Consider the following 17,809-nt stretch of genomic DNA (forward strand, 5'->3'; position numbering starts at 1 on the left):
AGCCGGGGCGGACGGCCGGGGACCGTCCGGGTCGGAGCGGTGCGGGATCGGGCGCAGGTGTCGGGGCGTTGATGTGCGGTGGGGTGCGATCGGCGCCAGGGTGGGGGCATGGGCCCGGTACGGCGGCGACGCCGTCACGGCGTTTCCGGCCGCCGAGGCACGCCGGATGAGCAGTGCGCACGGGCGGGGCCCGGCCGCCGCATCCGCACCGGGCGCGAGGCACGAGGCCCGGTCGCCGGGACTCCGCCCCCGCATCCCGACGGCAGGTGGCTCCCCGCACATGGTGCGGCCCCGGCATCGGGGATCCGGGCCGGCCCCGGGCCCGCCCCCACCGCCCGGCCTTCACGAGGGTTGTCCCACCCCGCACCCGAAGGAGTTCCGAATGACGACCTCCGACAAGATCATGCCGGTGCTCGGCGCGCCCTGCTGGGTGAACCTGCTGACGCAGGACCTGCGTGCGGCGCAGGCCTTCTACGCCGACGTCATGGGGTGGAAGTTCAGGGACAGCGCCCTGGGCGACGACTTCTCGGTGGCGCTGGCACGGGGCGAGCCGGTCGCGGGGATCGGGTGCTGCCCGGGCGGGAACCATCCGGCCGTCTGGACCCCGTACTTCGCCGTCAAGGACGCGGACGGGACGGCGGGCCGGATCGGCGAGCGCGGTGCCACGCTCGCCGTCGGCCCCCTTCCGCTGGGCGAGGGCCGGGCGGGAATCGCCGCCGACCGCGACGGGGCCGTGTTCGGGTTCTGGGAGGGCCCGGCCCTGTCCTGGCCGGTGGGGCTGTCCGGTGCCCCGGTCCGGCTGGACCTGCGGACCCGCGACGCGTTCGACGCCGCCATCTTCTACGCGGAGGTCTTCGACTGGGCCCGGCCGCCCGGCGGCTGCACGGTCGACTACGCCCAGGACCACATCGTCGTCCAGGCCGCGGGGCGCACCGTTGCCACCCTGCGCGGCGGGGGCGTCGAGGACGCTCCCGACCCGGAGGTCCGGCCCCGCTGGAACGTCGACTTCCATGTCCGGGACAGCGGGCGGGCCGCAGCGGCCGCCGTCGCGGCCGGGGGCGAGTCATCACCGGTTCCCTCACTCACCGGTACCCCGGAGGACGCCTGCGTCATCCGCGACTCCGACGGCGCCCTCTTCACCGTGTCCGGCTTCTGAATCACCGTGTCCGGCGTCCGACGGCAGCCACCTCATCCAGCGTACCCATATCGCCCGCGTCGGCCAGACGGGGGCGTGCGCGGGCGGTCAGGCGGGGGCGTGCCCCTGCGCGGACGGGCAGGCAGGTGGCGTGCCCGCCCGCGGGTGGGTAGGCCTGAGCCGCGCCGGTCGCCCGGGGCGGTCCTCCGGCGGGCGGCGGGGGCGGGGCCGCTCCTGCGGGCGGGGGCGGCCCGGTGGGTGGTCTTCAGGCCCGTGCGACGGATTCGTAGAGGTCGAGCAGCCTGCCGCGGGTCGCGTGCAGCCGACGGGTGAGCACCATCCCCACCCACTGGCTGATCTCGAATCCGAACTCGGGGTCCGACCGGCACAGGGCCCGTACCCGGGCCGCGTCGAATTCATGGGCCCGGACGGGGCTCAGCGTCTCGGCGCCCAGTTCCCACTCGTAGGGCGGGAAGAGCCAGGACAGCCCGACCAGCTCGCCAGGCCCCAGGGTCTCGATCTCCGCGCGGCGCCGGTTGGGCAGCTGTGAGTCGAGGGTCACCGCCCCGGTCTTCAGTACCCAGAAGCGGTCGGCGGGGGTGTGTTCCTCGAAGAGCCGCCGTGCCGCGGGGAAGTGGACGTCTTCGGCAAGGCTCAGGAGGTGTTCACGGCGTGCGGGTGGCAAAGACGTGATCTTGAGTGTGGTCATCGGAGTACTCCTGCGAGGAGCGGCTCTCCGCAGCGGGCAGGCCCTCGGGTCACTCCGTGGAGCCGTTCCGTCGCCGCGACGCACGGCCCCGGGAGGTGGCGTACGAGGAGGTGCCCATGCGCGTCGCCCGTGCGGTCACGAGGTTCTGGCAACCTCTCGTAGGAGGGTCTTTCCCCCGCCGGAACAAAAGTACGCAGCCGAGGCCGTGTCTCCGTGTGCGATCACGCCCCACCCGCGTGAGGATCGGAGCACGGGCGGTGGTCCGGTGGCACCCCGGTCCCTTCGCGGACCGGCCCCCTTCCCCGGTGCTCCGGTCCGCTACCCCACCCGTACCGCACCCTCGCCGCCTCTCTCCCACACCCTGTCACCACCGTCCGTCCTCGGCCCGGTCCCCCCACGACGCGCCCCGAGCGCTCCTCGGTGCCCGAGGTGGAACGGTCATGCCGCACGACGCGCATGACAGCAGGGCCGCGGGAACGAAAGCCCTGTGCACGAGGCGGGCGACAGCGCGGACCGGCCGCTGTCGCCCATGGGCGGGGCGGTACGCCGACAGATCGGTGGGGCGACCCCCCGGCCGGGACGCGGTTCAGGCCTCCGGCCGGCCGGTGATCAGGTCGCCGGGGTCGGTGTTCGCCCCGCACAGGACGACGGCGATCTTCTCCCCGGCGCGGGGGCGGTAGCCGATGCCCGGTCCGGTGGTCGGGGTGGTGAGGGCGGCGAGAGCGGTTGCGGCGCCGGGTTCGACGACGAGGCGGCGGTTGCCCCACAGGGTCCGGCGGGCGCGGAGGATCTCGTCGTCCGGCACCAGCACGGAGCGCACGTCGTGCTGCTGGGCGGCGTGCAGGGCCATGGCGGAGGCCCGGCGGGCGCCCAGGGAGTCGGAGGCGATCGAGTCCACGGGGACGTCGACCGGGTGTCCGGCTTCGAGGGCGGCGTTCAGCGCGCGGCAGTTCTCCGGCTCGACGGCAACCGTGCGGATGCCGTGGTGCCGGGCCGCGGTGGCCACTCCGGCGAACAGCCCGCCACCGCCGACCGCGACCACCACGGTGTCCAGGCCGGGAACCTGCCGGTGGATCTCCGCCAGCAGGGTGCCCGCCCCGGCCGCGATCAGCGGGTGGTCATAGGCGTGTGCGGCCAGCGCGCCGGTCTCGGCGGCGAACTTCTCGCAGGCGGCCAGGGCCTCGGCGTACTGGGTGCCGACCAGGCGCACGTCGGCACCGTACGAGCGGAGTCCGGCGATCTTCACCTGCGGGGCGGTGGTGGGCAGGAACACGGTCGCGCGCACTCCTTGCCGCCGGGCGGCCCAGGCACAGGCCAGCCCGGCGTTCCCGCCGGAGGCGATCGTCACGCCGATGTCCGGGAGGGTGCCCGCATCGCGGTGGGCCCGGATGAAGTTCTGGGCGCCACGCGCCTTGAACGAACCGGTGTGCTGCATGAATTCGAGCGCCAGCCACACCTCGCAGGAATCGGCTCCACCGCCTGCGGTGTCGTGGTGACCGGTACGGACGATCTCCCCCGGAGCGGTCCGGGTCACGGTGACGGGGCGGACCTGATCCGCGATCCGTCCGGTGGCGGCCTCGATGTCGTCGTGGGCGAGTCGGTGCATTGTGCTTGCTCCTGCGGTGAGGGGGACACGACCGGGCGCCGGGCCGGTCGGGGGCTGTGACGGTGATGAGCGCGGGAGAAATCCACGGGCCGGTGTGTTCACCGCGGTGAACAGTGGCTCCGGCGCCGCACCGCCGACGGACCGTCGCCCCGCTCACCCGCCCTCACCCCGCAGGACATGGGTCACGTCGGCCAGACGACCCGGCCGTCCTTCACTTCGAGCACGTCCGGTATCAGGTTCTCGTAGAACCTCAGGTGCCCCAGCCGGACCGTCGTGTCGTCCGGGAAGCGGTGGTTCTCGTGCGCGCGGGCGGCGAGCCAGCCGAGCAGCTCGCCCAGCTTCTCGAACTCGTCCGGGTGGATCTCCTGACGGGCTGTCAGTGCCCAGCCCTTCCGGGGCGATTCGTCGCGGACGACGAGTGCCGAGCAGAGCGCGCCGCCGACCCGCCAGGCACCGCCGTCCGTGGCCAGCAGCGGAGACGGCTCGTCCTCGACCACCCACTCCCCCGATTCGTCCTCGGTCACGACGGGGAAGGCGGTCACGATGGAGAGCCGATCGGGCTGCGGCCCGGCTCCCAGGTGCCAGCGCAGCTCGGCGACCTCCTGCTCGGAGAGCTCGTCGCGCAGGTCGACCGCGAGCACCAGCTCGTAGATGTCACTCACGCGACGCACCCTACAGAAGGGGTCCGACAGAGCCTTCGGGGCCACCGGCGGCGCCAGTGGTCCCGAAGGCCCGAGGCACCCGGCCGGCACGACGGCGGCGACACCACGGGCCGGCCGCGGTGGGCCGCCGTGACGTCGCCGCCGTTCCGGAGCCGGGGCCGCCCGTACCCCGGCCCCGATCCGGGCTCAGGACCCGTCGTTCACCCAGAGCTGCCACTTGCTGCTGAAGGGCCCCTTGCAGTCCCACTCGGAGTAGGCGGAGTTCACGCCGTCGCCGTAGCATGCCTGGAGGGTGCGGTAGGTGCCGACGTGGATCCACGAGTCGGCGATCGGTGCGACGGACGTGGTGCTCGTGCCGGAGGTCGCGGGCGCCGCCTGGGCGGTGGCGGAGGCGGCACCCATCAGCAGGGCGGCTCCCGTAGCGGCAGCGGCGAGCACGAGTCGAGTACGCGTGTCTCTCCTTCGGGTCGAAGCGTTGCTGTCGGAATCGATCCTGGGAGCGGCGGTGGCCCGAGGGGAACGGGGGACGGGCGTCCCGGCCGCGTCCCGGACAATGTCCGCACCGGGGTCCGGGTGTGCCGAGCAGGCGTTCTCGTCCCGGAGAGCCGGAGCTGTCCGGCGTGTGTCCGGGCTCCGGGACAGGACAGGACAGGACGGGACAAGCGGGGGACGGGACAGGGAAAGGGGCGGGAGTCTCCCGCCCCGGCCTGCCCGCGCGCGACGAACACCCGTGAGGTGGTTACGGGACGGTCGGAGCCCGGGCCTGGCGCGGCCAGTCCTCGTGCGACCCGCCGTCAGTCCTCGTGCGGCGCGCGGTCGGGGGCGGATGGCCGGGCGGCCGGGCGGAGCCGGTCGCGCTGGAGCCGGTGGGCGAGGGTGCGGCGCACGGAGGCCGACGCGGTGGTGGTGACCTCGGCGGGCACGTCGAGGCCGCGGCTGATCCGGTCGTACGCCTCCCGGTAGCCGCCGGGCAGCTGTTCCCGGTGCGTCCCGAGGTCCTCCTCCACCAGGCGCCGCAACTCGTCGACGTTCCGGGGGGTGAAGCGTTTCCGCCCCCGGGCCAGGGCGTTCACGCAGCGCGTGCAGCGGGCGGTGTCGGGGAAGGTCTCGGAGATCTCCTCGGCCAGACCCCACAGCCGCCCTTCGAGCCAGGGCACGTCGCCCTGGTCGAGGGAGAGTTCCGTCATGGGCGGCGGTTCGTCCGCCCCGCCTCTCGCCACCTGCTTGGACACGGCCGGCTGACTCATGCCGGCGAGCCGGGCGATCCTGTCCTGGGTCCAGCCGAGGCCGGCGAGCAGTTTGATCATCTCGGCCCGCAGCTTCCGCATCTCCTCCCCCGCGCGGATGACCTCGTTCATGTCGGCGAGCATGCGCCCGGCCTGTTCTTCGGTCAGTTCCCCGAGGTGCCGGGGGGTGTCCTCTTCGCCTGCCACAGCTCGGTTATACACCCTGCCCGACTCGACATAACCCGGTTGTACAACCAGGTTATGAGTGACATGCTTCGCGCCATGCCCACTTTCTCCGCACCTGACGGAACCCGGCTCGCCTACCGTGCGCACGGCGACGGTCCCCCGCTCGTCTGCATTCCGGGAGGCCCCGCCGACTCCCGCTACCTCGGTGATCTCGGCGGCCTGGCCGCGCACCGCCGAACGCTCGTCCTCGACCTGCGCGGAACGGGCCGGTCCGCGATTCCCGACGACGTCTCCTCCTACCGCTGCGACCGGCTGGTCGACGACATCGAAGCCCTGCGCGACCACCTCGGTCTCGCCCGGATGGATCTGCTCGGCCATTCCGCCGGTACGAACATCGCGGTGCGGTACGCCGCCGAGTACCCCGACCGGGTCGGCGGGCTCGTCCTGGTCGGCCCCAGCGTCCGGGCCGTCGGCCTGACGGTGACCGGGGAGATGCGACGCGAGGCGGCGCTGCTGCGGAAGGACGAGCCGTGGTTCCCTCCGGCGTTCGCCGCTCTGGAGGCACTCATCGCGGGAACGGGAACGGGGAAAGGAAGGGGAGCAGGGGCAGGCACAGGCACAGGCGCAGGAACGGCAACGGGAGCGGGAGCGGGTGGCGACTGGGAGGCCATCGCCCCGTTCCTCTACGGTCGTTGGGACGCTGCGGCGCGGCGCCATCACGCGGACGGGCGGCCGAACAACGAGGAGGCCGTCGCCCGCTTCGGGACCGACGGCGCGTTCGACCCGGGGGCGACCCGTGCGGCGCTCGCCGCCTTCGGCGCGCCGGTCCTGCTGCTCACCGGCGAGTTCGACCTGAACAGCCCGCCCCGGTCGACGGCCGAGTACGCGGGACTGTTCCCCGACGCCTCGTTCGTGGTGCAGCCGGGGACCGGCCACTTCCCCTGGCTCGACGACGCCGGCCGGTTCGTGGCGGCCGTCGCGGATTTCCTGGGCTGAGCCGGATGCCCGGCCGACGGACACCGTTGCCGCCGGCCGGTCCGGAGCCGGGACCGAAGAGGGCCGCAGACCGGGATCGGGCGCCGGCGGGACGGGCCGGTGTCAGACCCCGGTGAAGCGGCCGCTCGGCCCGCCCCGCAACCGGCCGGCCGGGAGCTTGCGGCCGAACGTGACCAGCAGGAGGTCCTGGGCCGCGCCGTACACCGGCGTACCGGTACCGAAGGACCAGTCCAGGTCGTCGGCGCACAGCCGCACCCCGTCGATGTTCGCACCGAAGAACTTGAGGCTCCGGGGGCGGGTCGCGTCGAGCAGGACCCGCAGCCGGTCCTCGGGGACGCGCCGGTCGATGCCGAGGGCGACGGTGACGTCCAGCCCGTGCACCACGTCGTGGCCGAGCGCCGCCGCGAGCCCGCCGACCGGCGGCTTCCACGGGTGGTGCGCGTTGTCCCGCAGGAACTCGACGAGTTCGGCGGTGGAGTGGGCACGCGCGTCGCGGCGGGCGACCCGGTCGGTCATCCGGTGGAGCCCGCCGCGCGCCTTCACGATTTCGGCGAGGGTCGCGGGCAGCGAGTACCGGAATCCCATCGACATGTGGGCCGCGACCTCACGCACCCGCCATCCCGCGCAGAGGCTCGGCTCGTCCCACCGGTCGGCCCGCAGATCGTCGAACAGGTCCGCCAGTTCCTGGCGTTCCGCCGCGATCATGGCCCTGATGTCGGTCCTGTTCTCCGTGTGCCCGGTCGTCTTCCCCATGTGCTCAAGGGTGCTGGGGCCCCTTTCATAAGTCCAATACCTGGTCATGCTTCGATCTAGAATCATTGGTTATGGAACTTCGGCAGCTCCGATATTTCGTCGCCGTCGTGGAGGAGGGCGGCTTCACCCGTGCCGCCGCCCGGCTGCACCTCGCCCAGCCCGGGCTGAGTGCCCAGATCCGCGGCCTGGAAAGGGAGTTGGGGCAGCCACTGCTGGACCGCTCCGGCCGGTCGGTGACACCGACCGAGGTGGGCCGGGCCGTGCTGCCGTACGCGCGGGCCGCGCTGGCCGCAGTGGAAGGGGTGCAGCAGACGGCGGACGAGTTCGGCGGGCTGCTGCGCGGCCGGGTCGCGATCGGGCTCGTCTCCGGTGCCATCGGCCATTCCTTCGACGTGGCCTCGCTGTTCGCCGACTTCCACGACGCCCACCCGGGGGTGGAGATAGCGCTCAGCGAGGCCACCTCGGAACAGATGCAGGCCTCGCTCCTGGCCGGGGAGCTGGACATCGCCCTCCTCGGGCGGACCGAGGAAGGCCCCTCGACCGGGCTCTCCTTCCAGACCGTGATCGACGAGGTGCTGGTCGCCGCCGTCGCTCACGACGACCCGCTCCTCGCCCGGGGCGACCGCACCGAGGTTCCACTGACCGATCTGCGGGACCGGCCGCTGATCTGCCTGCCGCGCGGCACCGGGGTGCGCGCGGTCTTCGAACACGCCTGCTCCCGGGCCGGGTTCCGGCCCCGGATCTCTTTCGAGGCGGCGGCCCCGTCCATGCTCGCGCAGCTCGCCGCCCGAGGTCTCGGGGTCGCCGTGCTGCCGGCCGGTGAGGAGCCGGCCGACGGGCCGCTGCGCATGCTGCGGATCGTCCGGCCCGAGCTGCGCGGCCGGGTCGTCCTCGCCTGGCGGTCGTCCGGACCGGCGGGGCCCGCCGCCCGGTCGCTCCTCGCCCGGCTGCGCGAGTCGCTGCCGGACCTGCCGGGCCCCTCGGACCAGCCGGACCTGCCGGACCCGTCACGGAACTGATCCCGCCCGCAGGGGTGGTGAACGGCCGGGCGCCGGTTCACCACCCCGCCCCGGAACGTGTCAGCCCAGCATCTCCTCGATGAGGTCGGCGGCCCGCGCGGTGCCGCCCTCGGCGCGCGCGGCGGACCGGAGCCCGGCCGAGCGGCGCCGCACCTCCGGATCGGTGACCAGGTCGTCCAGCGCGGTGCGCAGCACCTCGGGGGTGGCTTCCTCGGTGTCGATGCGGCGGGCCACGCCGAGTTCCACGAGCCGGTCCGCGTTGAAGAACTGTTCGGCGCCCTGCGGGACGGCGATCATCGGTACACCGGCCATCAGCCCTTCGCCGCTGCTGCCCATGCCCGCGTGGGTGACGAAGGCGTCGGCCTGTTCCAGGATCGCCGGCTGGGGCACCCAGGAGTGGACCTCGACATTGGACGGGATGTCGCCGAGTTCCTCCGGGTCGGTGTACTTCCCGATCTGGAGCACCACGTGCCAGCCGGGCAGGTCGCCGTAGGCCGCCAGACACCGGCGGTAGAACTCCGGCCGGCGGGTGTACGCCGATCCCAGGGAGATCAGCAGGACCTTCGCGGCCCCGGCGGGGCGGGTCCAGGTCTTCTCGTCCTCGCGGGGGCCGGGGCACAGTCCGACGAACGTCACCGTGTCGGTGTCGACCCGGTCGGCGCACGGCTGCATCGCACGGGGGATCAGGGCCAGGGCCCTCGAGGGCCGGCCGGAGAAGGTGTCCACGTCGGTGGTGGACGCCCCGCAGTCGGCGAGCCAGCGCGCGAACTTCGCCCGGTACGCGTCGGCGCCGGGCAGTTGCCACTGGTGCGTGCCGATCTCCTGTTCGTAGCCCTCCCAGGCCACGAACGTCGGGGACAGCTGCATCAGGGGGCGGCCCTGGACCTCGGCGAGGGCGCGTGCGGCGTAGGCGCCGATGTCGTACAGGTAGAGGTCCGCGGGGTCGGGGTCGTAGGCGGCGCGCAGCCGGCCGAGGGACTGGACGGCGTTGTCGAGGAAGAGGTCCATCGCGGCGATGGGATCGTCCGGCCAGTTGTTGTCGGCGACCGGGAGCGTGGAGGCGCAGGGGACGAACTCGGCGCCGACGGCCTCGATCCGTTCGGCCATGACGGGGTCGTTGGCGTAGGTCACCCGGTGGCCGCGGGCCACCAGTTCACGGATCACGTGGATGCTGGGCAGGACGTGGCTGACGGCGGGGATACCGATCATCGCGACATGGGCGCGGCGACGGGACATGGGGAATCACTCGTTTCAGGTCTATGGCGAAAAGGGAACGGCGCATCGGTGCGCCGCGGCCCCAGGAAGAAGTCCTGGTCACGGGGGCGCACTGGGAGGTGCCGGGCGGGAACGGGGGCGTTGCCCCGTCCGCGTCAGCCGTAGATCTGGTAGAGGTGCATGCCGAGCACCCTACCTTCGCGTCGTGCGGCGCGTTCCTGATTTTCCGGTGCCGTGATGTCCACGGCGCCGGAGCGGGGAGGGAGCGGAGGAGTCAGCCGCCCGGGTTCTCCGCCTCGCGCGGCGACCGCCACGCCTCGGTGAACAGTTCCGGCAGGGTGCCCGGCAGCCCGGGCAGGTGCATGACCTTTCTGTCCTCGCTGCCGTCGGCCAGTCGTGCCCCCAGCCTCCGTGCCTTCCCGCACTCCATCGGCGGCAGTGGCTTCGCGGCGTGCGCCCACGGGCCGGGCAGGAAGACGCCGCGGCCGGCGCGCGGTCGCTTGTCCTCCACCACCAGGCCGCGTTCCACCAGCCGGGCCGCGGCCTGCTTGTGGCGGGCCGGGGTCCAGCCGTTCCAGCGGCGCACATTGCGGTCGGACGGAACGGCGAGCGTCAGCAGTTGGAGGTACAGCGCGGCCGGGTCCTCGAGCAGGCCCAGGGTCTGCGCCACCTCCTCGACCAGATCCGGTACGCAGGCGCGCGGATCGGACTCGTATCGACCGGGCGGCAGGTCGGCGGCGGTGATCCGGGCCATCATCCGGTCGCAGGTACCGTCCGTCAGCCAGTCCCACCGCCACGAAACGGTCCTGCCCTCCGGCACACCGGCCTCCAGCGCACTGGTCTCCCTCACGCCGGCCTCCAGCGCCCTCGCCGGGGAGTCGCCGCCCGCCAGCACCTTGCGCAGCATGCGGACGACCTCCGGTGCGCCGTCCCGGACCGGGTCCCCGGCGGGGAGGTCGGCGTACGCCCAGGGCAGGCCGGTGAAGACCGCGTCGACGAGGCCGGTGGCGTCGGGGAGGCCCATGGCGTCCCAGATCGTGCGCAGCCCGCGGTACTCCTCCGGGCAGGGCCGTGCCCGGAGGAGGGAGCCGGGAGGCAGGGGCGCCCGCTCCGGGTCCAGGAAGAGGTGGCACAGATCGGTCGCGGGTACCCGGGTGTCCAGCGCCAGAGCGGCCTTCCAGGTCCGCTCCGGCGGCCGGGGGCGTCTGCCGTACCGGGTGTTCCATGCCTCGGCGGTGCGTGCCGCGACCCGGCCGAGGCCGCCGGGCTCCCACAGGTCGGCGGGGTCCTCGGGGAGCACGTCCGCGAGGAGGGCCATCCTTTCCCCCTCCCGCAGAAGACCCAACTCCGCTCGGCCCGATTCGAGTTCAGCAGCCTTGAAGCCGAGAGCCGTGCGCTCGGCGGCCTCGAGGTAGGGAGCGTAGTAGCTGCCGGCGCCGGGGTTGCCCGCGAGGATGAGTGCGGCCGCCGGCCGGCTCGTCCCGGCGGCGTCGCTCAGTTCGACGACCGCGGCCGGGTCCCAGGGCATCGGCCCCCGCTCGCGGATCAGGGAGACCAGGCGGCGCAGTTGGTCCCGGCTGCCCCAGCCGCGGTGGCATTCCTCGGCGTACCGCAGCTCGTGATGGGGCGGCCGGACACAACCGGGCGGGAGGGCCTCCAGGTAGGGGCGGTCCTTCCGGGCCGGCAGCCATCGGGCGAACGCGGAACCGTGCTCGTCGCGGACGGTGAACGAGCCCTCCCCCTCCAACCGCCCGAGGCGGAAACGGTAGTCGGGATCGACGAAGGGGGTCTGCGCCCACATCTCCAGGAAATTCAGCAGCACCTCGCGCCGCTCCGGCAGGGTGACGGGCGAGGCGGCCCGCAGCGCGACCACTCCCACCTGCCCGATGAGGTGGGCCCAGCTGGCGTCCCCGGCCAGTACCGGCCCGCTCTCCCCCTCCTCCGGCGACCAGGTCCCCTCGATGTAGCGGCCCATGCGCTCGATGCTCACCAACTCGTCGTCGTTCCAGGAGCCCCCGCCGCTGACGAGGCCCTGGAAGGCTGAGGTGGCCCTGATGCTCTTCCACTTCCGGGCGACCCATGGAGCGGTGTTCGAACCGGTGCCGTGCATGGTCACCATCATGACCCGCCCCACTGACACTCCCGCAGCCCGCCCCGCCCCCGTGCGGGGTCGGACCGGCTCCTTGCGGGGGCGTGCCGGGATCCTTGCGTCCGGCTCCGGCGGCGATCAGCGGCGCCGGGCCCGGCCGTAGCACCGGGCCAGTGCGTGAAAGGCCTGCTTGGGTTCCCAGTGCCAGTCGGATTCCGGGTCGTCGAACCGGTCCTTGACGGGTTTGACGATCGCGTAGCCCACCATGTCCAGATCGAGGTGGGGGTCGGGGGAGTACGGGGCGTCGGCGGTGACGAACTCGAAGGCCATCGCCGCGTAGAGGTCCAACGACTCGAACACGCCGAGGAGTTCGGTGAGGTGGGCGGCCTGGGTGCGTTCGCTGCGCACCAGGTCCTCCTTGATCCGGGGCGGTTTCCGGGTGTAGTCGACCACGTCCCACCCCATCCCGCCCCTGTCGGGCGCCCCCACGTACGCGCACGTGCCGAACTCCGTGATCGCCAGCGGCTTTCCCCGGCGCATGTGCTTCCGCAGCTCACGGACGTGGTCCGCGCGGTTCGGGTAGGACGAGTAGTAGTCGATGCCCACGATGTCGAACAGGTTCCAGTCGACCTCGTCGTCCTGCGCGGCGGCGTACGACAGGCTGCCGCCGAAGACCGAGCGTCCGACCGCCGCCGCCCGCCGGGTGAAGGCGTCCAGGCGACGCATCATCAGTTCGGGGTCGTAGGTGCCCGCCAGGAGGTTGCGGATGCGTTCCTGCGCGTTGTCACCGGGGACGATGCCCGGTACGAACAGCCAGAACTCGCATCCCACGCTCAGGTCCGCGCGGGCTCCCTGACGGCGCAGCCGTTCCAGGTGACGGCCCGTCTCGGCGAGGTGGTCGAGGATCTCCTGGGCGGGGCGGTCTCCCAGGGTCGGCTGGAGCCAGACGTGCAGCCCCCGTTCGGCGGCCTCCGACGCGGTGGCGTCGAGCCGTTCGACGCCGTCGCCCGTCACCTCGATCGATGTGGCGTGCAGGTCCTCGGCGATGGCGCGGACGTCCGCGCGCATGCGGGCGGTGCTCCACGCGGTGGCCGGTGTCCCGCCCTCACCGACCGTGTAGCACACCCCCCGGTGCCGCAGGCCGCGTCCGCCGCCGCGCTTCTCGTTGCGGCCGGCCGGTGCGGCCGCCCTCGCGGGTGCGCCGGCCAGGAGGTTCCCGGTCGCCGCTGCGGCCCCGATCGCCCCCGCCCCGGCCAGGAACCGGTTGCGGCTGATGCCTCGGCCGTGTTCGTCGCGATGCACTGTTTGTTCCCTCTCGGTGGGCGGTCCGTGTATCGCTGCCAGCCTGCTCGGCGGGCCGACGGCGCGGATCGGCCGAAAGTCTGCGGACGGCCGACCAAGGGATGAAATCCCCGGCGACGAAAGCTGCCCGGGTCGGGGGCTCCGGCGGGCGGTACCGGGGATCGTCGTCTCACGGAGCCGGCCGGCGGGGCCGATTGGCGGGCCGCGGCTTCGTGAAACCCTCGTCGGCCATGCGGCCGACCGCATGCCGGGAAGCGTGCGAAAGGCCGGCGGATTGTGTTCCCGGGTGTGCTTCCGTCGGCGGTAGTGTCCCGGCATGTACTCACCTGTTCCCGAGCTGAACCTTCTCAAGGAGTTCGAGGAGAGCGTGCCCAGTTGGTACGCCCCCGGCTTCGAGCTGCAGGCCTTCGGCGAGGACGACGGCGGATACCCCGGCACCGCCGACCGTCTTCGTACCTTCGCGCTCGCCACGGGCTCCGGCTCGCTCTACGCGATCTGGCTGCTCGACGAGCGTCCCGATCCGGCCGCGCTGCCCGTCGTGTTCCTGGGCGCCGAGGGCGGCGTCAATCTCGTCGCCCGCGACCTGCGGGAGTTCTTCCGCGTCCTGGCCTCCGGCTGGACCCCCATGGGGAGCTGGGAGAGGGTCGAGTACGTGGACGAGCGGGAGGAGGACGAGGACTACGACCCCTGCCCCGACAACGAACGGTTCCGGGCGTGGCTGCGTCACCACTTCGGGCTGGAGGCCGTCGAGGACCCCAATGACGTCGTCGAGGCGACCGAGGCCGAGCTGTGGGACCGCTTCGCCGCATGGATCGGCCCGATCCATCCGGACGTGGTGAACTCGCGCACGACGTCCTGACCGGCCGGCCCGGTGCGGGACCGGGGCCGGGCGGTGGCGGTACGGGTGAGGGGGCCGGGGCCGTCCACCCGGCCCCCTTGCGGCCCCCGCGACGGGTACGTTTCCCGTTCCCGTCGCGGGCCCGCCTCACCCGCCGGGCTCACGCCCCGGCCAGCAGCGCCTCCAGTGCCTGGGCCGTTTCCGGGTGGCGTCCGAGCAGTTCCGCGCCCGAGGGGCCGGGGTCCGTCGTCCGCCACGCCCCTTCGCAGCCCAGCAGCTCCGCCACCGCGTCGCACGTCGCGGGGTGTGCGACCAGCAGTGCGGAGCCCCGGCCGCCCCCCGTGGACCGGGCCCGCCGTGCGCCCGGTTCCGGTTGTGCCAGCCACGGCGGTACCCACTCGTCCAGTGCCGCGAGTCTGCCGGGGAAGGTCCGGCCGGCCTCGCGGATCAGCAGGGGTGCCAGTTCGGAACCCGACCGCAGGGTGGTGATCAGGGTGGGCAGCCACGGCAGCAGCACCGCGTCCGGCAGCCGGGCGAACGCGTTCGACACCGCTTCCACGACGAAGTCGGTGAGGCTCGGCACCGGGCCCAGCGCGTGCAGGAAGCCGCTGAGGTGGCGCGGGTAGGAGGGAACCGCCAGCGGGTTGCCCAGCAGCTCGTCGCACCTCGCCCGCAGGTCCGCGCGGGAGAGGTTCCCGAGGTGGACCTGGGCCGCCCACAGCAGTGCCGTCCTCGACGACTCCTCGGGGTGGGACTGGGCGACCGCCAGTTCCAGCTGTGCCCGGTCGCAGCCCAGCGACAGCGCCAGGCCCTCCATGCTGAACAGGAAGCCCAGCATCGCCGCCACCTGGCGGACGGTGGCGTCCTCGTCGGTGAACGCCGTCGGCAGCAGGGTGCAGTAGTGCGCGTAACCGGCCTTGACGAAGGACTCGATCCAGGACGGCAGCACCGGCTCGCTGGTGCGGTAGTACGCCAGCAGCCGCCGCACCCGGCGCAGCACCTCCGGTGCCCCGTCGACGCTGCGCTCGGCCGCCAGGACCTCCAGCGCGTGGGTGCCCAGCTCGTCCGCGAGACGGCGGCTGCGCAGGTACAGCGTCGCGTCCTCGACGGCTTCCAGGACGGTCGCCGCGGTGGCCTGCCGGTCGTACGCCCGGCGGCGCAGGCGCTGTTCGAGGACCTGCTCGATGCTGACGCCCTCGTAGCCGAGCTCGATGAGTGCCCGCTGGTGGGTGCCGAGGGACAGGTCCCACGACTCCTGGATCGACCGTTCCCCCAGTTTCCGCTCGCCCATGATCGGCCGGACGGCCTGCTGCGGCATCAGTCTGCGCAGCATCCACAGCACGTCGGAGCAGCGCTCCAGCTCCGGCCGGCCGGCTATGTCCAGCAGGGCCCGCTGCACCCCCGACTGCTGGAGTTTCAGGTTCAGGGGCGCGAGCCGGTCGTGGACGTCGCGGGCCAGGGGCGGCAGCGCGTCGTAGCCGACCTGGCCGACGCGGTCACCGCCCATCATGATCTCCACGAGCCGGCGCACGTCGCGCCGGCCCGGCACGGTGTCCTTCTCGATGCAGGTGACGGCCGCGTCCTGGAAGTCGTACGGCGTGGGCTTGGCCCGGTCGCGCATCCCGGCCAGCAGGATCGACGACTCGAACACCGCGATGGCGTCGGCCGTGGAGGACAGGTAGCCGTTGCGGCGCGCGGCGCGCACGATCTCCACCGACCAGCCGAGCAGTTCGGCCTCGTCCAACCGGTCCAGGACGGGTGGCTGTTGCAGGAAGCCGGTGAGCTTGTCCGCGGGCGGAGGCGCCGGTACGGGGGCCGGCGCGGCCGCGGTCTTCTTGGCTCTCGACTTCTTCGTCCCCGCCTGCCCCTCCAGGCGGTAGGGCTGCACGCGGGTCCGTTTGAGGTTCTTCGCCCAGACGGTCGCGGCGATCGACACCGAGCCGGCGGCGAGGCCGAACTGCGCCTCGATCGCCGCGTGGCTGGAAGGGATCAGGCCGTGCTGCCACTTGGTGGCGCTGCGCGGACCGATCTCGAAGGTGTCGGTGCCGTGGACGCCGAACTCCGCGACGCGGCTGGCCGCGTGGAACGCCCCGCAGACGTAGAGGCAGTCCTCGGGGTCGGTGCCGGTCGCGGCCAGGTGCTCGCGCATCCTGGTCCACATGTAGCGTTCGCGGTCCTCGTCGACCCGTACCCGGTGGGGGTCGCCGGGGGCCAGGCGCCGGAAGAGGCTTCCGATCAGGAGCATCACCTGGCGGTAGGTGTCGTGGTCGCTGTCGCCGAGCGGCAGCTCGACGTACTGGTGCCACCACTCCGACCAGTGCCGCACCTTGCCGTGGCGCAGCAGGTGCTCCTCCAGCTCCGCGAAGCGGGGCCGCAGGTCGCCGATCTCCACGCCGACCGCGTCGCCGTGCAGTGCGGCCTCCTCCTCGGCGGGCGGCGCGTCCGGGTCGGCGGCCCCGTCGGGGTGCGTTCCGCGGGCGTCCCACTGGAAGACGTGGTCCGAGGAACGGTCGACGAGGACGAGTTCGACGCCGGGGGTGTCGAGCGCGTAGGCGATCGCCTGGTACTCGGCCGACGCCTCGGTGATCGGGGCGACCACCGACAGCGGGGACCAGTCGGCGGGGAAGCCGTCGACCTCGGAGGCGAACGCCTGGACCGCCACCGGGAGCTTGCAGTTGCGCAGTTCGGTCAGCAGCGGCGCCATGTCCTCGCACAGCTCCAGGTACACGACCTTGGGCTGCTTCTGGCGCAGGCGGCGTGCCATCGCGGTCGCCGACGCGGGCGAGTGGTGGCAGACGGGGAAGATCTCCAGCGGCTCGCGCACCGCGTGGTCGACGTCGTCGACGATGCCGAGGAGGATGCCCTCCAGGGCGTCGGGGCCGTCGGCGAACTCCGCGGCGGCCTCCTGCAGTTGCGCGCGCAGTCCTTCGAAGGTTCCCTCGTGCGCGCCGCTCATGACAGGGTGGCGATCGCGTCGCGGCCGCCCTCCAGGAACTCCGGCCAGGAGCCGCCCTCCTCCTTGCTGCGCGGCTCGACGACGCCGTGCAGGTACTTGTTGAGTATGGCCAGGTCCTCGGGCTCGCGCCGGGCCAGGGAGCCGACGAGCGAGGACGCCAGCGTGCGCGCGGTCAGGGTGGTCTCGCCGAAGAAGTTGCTGTGCAGGACCGCGTCCTCGAGGACGCCGATCTGTTCGGCCGTGGACAGCGCGGACTCCAGCTTCTCGTCGTCGCTGCCGGCCGCGGCCGCGGAGGCCCGCAGGTCGGCGAAGCTCTGCAGCAGCACGTCGAGGAGCGTCGGCGGCACGTCCAGGTCGATCTGGTGGCGGCGCAGCAGTTCCTCGGTGCGGAAGCGGACGATCTCGACCTCGCTCTTCTTGTTCGTCACCACCGGGATGCGGACGAAGTTGAAGCGGCGCTTGAGCGCCGAGGACAGGTCGTTGACGCCCCGGTCGCGGCTGTTGGCGGTGGCGATGATGGAGAAGCCGGGCTTGGCGAAGACGATGCTGTCGCTGTCCAGTTCGGGGACCGAGATGTACTTCTCGGACAGGATCGAGATCAGGGCGTCCTGGACGTCGCTGGTGGAGCGGGTGAGCTCCTCGAACCGGCCGATCGCACCGGCCTCCATCGCCGTCATGATCGGCGAGGGGATCATCGACTCGCGGGACTGGCCCTTGGCGATGACCATCGACACGTTCCAGGAGTACTTGATGTGGTCCTCGGTGGTGCCGGCCGTGCCCTGCACCACCAGGGTGGAGTTGCGGCAGATCGCGGCGGACAGCAGCTCGGCCAGCCAGCTCTTGCCGGTGCCGGGGTCACCGATGAGCAGCAGGCCGCGGTCGGAGGCCAGGGTGACGATCGAGCGCTCGACGAAACTGCGGTCGCCGTACCACTTCTGCGAGATCTCCCGGTCCAGGCCGTCGGAACGCTCGGAACCGAGGATGAACAGGCGGACCATCTTCGGGGACAGGCGCCAGGAGAAGGGCTTGGGGTTGTCGTCGATGGACTCCAGCCACTCCAGCTCCTCGGCGTACTTGATCTCGGCGGGGGCGCGCAACAGGTCGGACATTTTTCGGG

General features: G+C 72.7%; 15 protein-coding genes. 4 read left to right on the forward strand and 11 right to left on the reverse strand.

Going from position 1 to position 17,809, the window contains the following annotated elements; translation table 11 throughout:
• The first annotated feature begins 382 nt into the window (after window positions 1–382).
• Complete coding sequence (locus OCT49_RS01470) at window positions 383–1,156, forward strand: VOC family protein (protein WP_283850064.1); 774 nt, start codon at window positions 383–385, stop codon at window positions 1,154–1,156.
• A gap of 244 nt (window positions 1,157–1,400) precedes the next feature.
• Here OCT49_RS01470 and OCT49_RS01475 read toward each other — a convergent pair whose 3' ends face one another.
• The 5 genes from OCT49_RS01475 to OCT49_RS01495 all read right to left on the reverse strand — a co-directional run bounded on the left by OCT49_RS01475 (window position 1,401) and on the right by OCT49_RS01495 (window position 5,545).
• Window positions 1,401–1,844, reverse strand: a complete 444-nt coding sequence (locus OCT49_RS01475) for a Crp/Fnr family transcriptional regulator (protein ID WP_283850065.1) — start codon at window positions 1,842–1,844, stop codon at window positions 1,401–1,403.
• A 586-nt stretch (window positions 1,845–2,430) separates the two neighbouring features.
• A complete protein-coding gene (locus OCT49_RS01480) occupies window positions 2,431–3,450 on the reverse strand; it encodes a threonine/serine dehydratase (protein ID WP_283850066.1) in 1,020 nt (339 codons plus the stop codon).
• Window positions 3,451–3,632: 182 nt separating this feature from the next.
• Window positions 3,633–4,112, reverse strand: coding sequence for a hypothetical protein (locus OCT49_RS01485; RefSeq protein WP_283850067.1), 480 nt, complete (start codon window positions 4,110–4,112; stop codon window positions 3,633–3,635).
• Between the two features lie 186 nt (window positions 4,113–4,298).
• Window positions 4,299–4,550, reverse strand: a complete 252-nt coding sequence (locus OCT49_RS01490) for a hypothetical protein (RefSeq protein WP_283850068.1) — start codon at window positions 4,548–4,550, stop codon at window positions 4,299–4,301.
• 356 nt (window positions 4,551–4,906) lie between these two features.
• Complete coding sequence (locus OCT49_RS01495) at window positions 4,907–5,545, reverse strand: sigma-70 family RNA polymerase sigma factor (RefSeq protein ID WP_283850069.1); 639 nt, start codon at window positions 5,543–5,545, stop codon at window positions 4,907–4,909.
• A gap of 75 nt (window positions 5,546–5,620) precedes the next feature.
• Here OCT49_RS01495 and OCT49_RS01500 point away from each other — a divergent pair, with 75 nt between their 5' ends.
• On the forward strand, window positions 5,621–6,520 hold the full coding sequence (locus OCT49_RS01500) for an alpha/beta fold hydrolase (RefSeq protein ID WP_283850070.1): 900 nt from the start codon (window positions 5,621–5,623) through the stop codon (window positions 6,518–6,520).
• Window positions 6,521–6,622: 102 nt separating this feature from the next.
• Here the strand turns inward: OCT49_RS01500 and OCT49_RS01505 are convergent, their stop codons facing one another.
• A complete protein-coding gene (locus OCT49_RS01505; protein WP_283850071.1) occupies window positions 6,623–7,273 on the reverse strand; it encodes a maleylpyruvate isomerase family mycothiol-dependent enzyme in 651 nt (216 codons plus the stop codon).
• A 71-nt stretch (window positions 7,274–7,344) separates the two neighbouring features.
• Between OCT49_RS01505 and OCT49_RS01510 the strand changes: the two genes are divergently transcribed.
• Window positions 7,345–8,292: a LysR family transcriptional regulator gene (locus OCT49_RS01510; RefSeq protein WP_283850072.1), complete on the forward strand. Its 948-nt coding sequence runs from the start codon at window positions 7,345–7,347 to the stop codon at window positions 8,290–8,292.
• Window positions 8,293–8,352: 60 nt separating this feature from the next.
• On the opposite strand, the gene OCT49_RS01515 is transcribed toward OCT49_RS01510, so the two are convergent.
• The 3 genes from OCT49_RS01515 to OCT49_RS01525 all read right to left on the reverse strand — a co-directional run bounded on the left by OCT49_RS01515 (window position 8,353) and on the right by OCT49_RS01525 (window position 12,898).
• Window positions 8,353–9,528 carry a macrolide family glycosyltransferase gene (locus OCT49_RS01515; protein ID WP_283850073.1) on the reverse strand — a complete coding sequence of 392 codons (1,176 nt, stop codon included), beginning with the start codon at window positions 9,526–9,528 and terminating at the stop codon, window positions 8,353–8,355.
• Between the two features lie 253 nt (window positions 9,529–9,781).
• Window positions 9,782–11,629, reverse strand: coding sequence for a hypothetical protein (locus OCT49_RS01520; RefSeq protein ID WP_283850074.1), 1,848 nt, complete (start codon window positions 11,627–11,629; stop codon window positions 9,782–9,784).
• 105 nt (window positions 11,630–11,734) lie between these two features.
• Complete coding sequence (locus OCT49_RS01525; protein WP_283850075.1) at window positions 11,735–12,898, reverse strand: glycoside hydrolase family 113 protein; 1,164 nt, start codon at window positions 12,896–12,898, stop codon at window positions 11,735–11,737.
• Window positions 12,899–13,214: 316 nt separating this feature from the next.
• On the opposite strand from OCT49_RS01525, the gene OCT49_RS01530 reads away from it, so the two are divergent.
• Window positions 13,215–13,757, forward strand: a complete 543-nt coding sequence (locus tag OCT49_RS01530; RefSeq protein WP_283850076.1) for a hypothetical protein — start codon at window positions 13,215–13,217, stop codon at window positions 13,755–13,757.
• A 139-nt stretch (window positions 13,758–13,896) separates the two neighbouring features.
• Here the strand turns inward: OCT49_RS01530 and OCT49_RS01535 are convergent, their stop codons facing one another.
• Window positions 13,897–16,692: a DUF5682 family protein gene (locus tag OCT49_RS01535; protein WP_283850077.1), complete on the reverse strand. Its 2,796-nt coding sequence runs from the start codon at window positions 16,690–16,692 to the stop codon at window positions 13,897–13,899.
• Window positions 16,689–17,801, reverse strand: coding sequence for an ATP-binding protein (locus OCT49_RS01540; RefSeq protein ID WP_148835968.1), 1,113 nt, complete (start codon window positions 17,799–17,801; stop codon window positions 16,689–16,691). The genes OCT49_RS01535 and OCT49_RS01540 overlap by 4 nt, the downstream gene beginning before the upstream one ends.
• Window positions 17,802–17,809 lie beyond the last annotated feature (8 nt).

The sequence above is a fragment of the Streptomyces sp. ML-6 genome (assembly GCF_030116705.1).
Classification (GTDB): domain Bacteria; phylum Actinomycetota; class Actinomycetes; order Streptomycetales; family Streptomycetaceae; genus Streptomyces.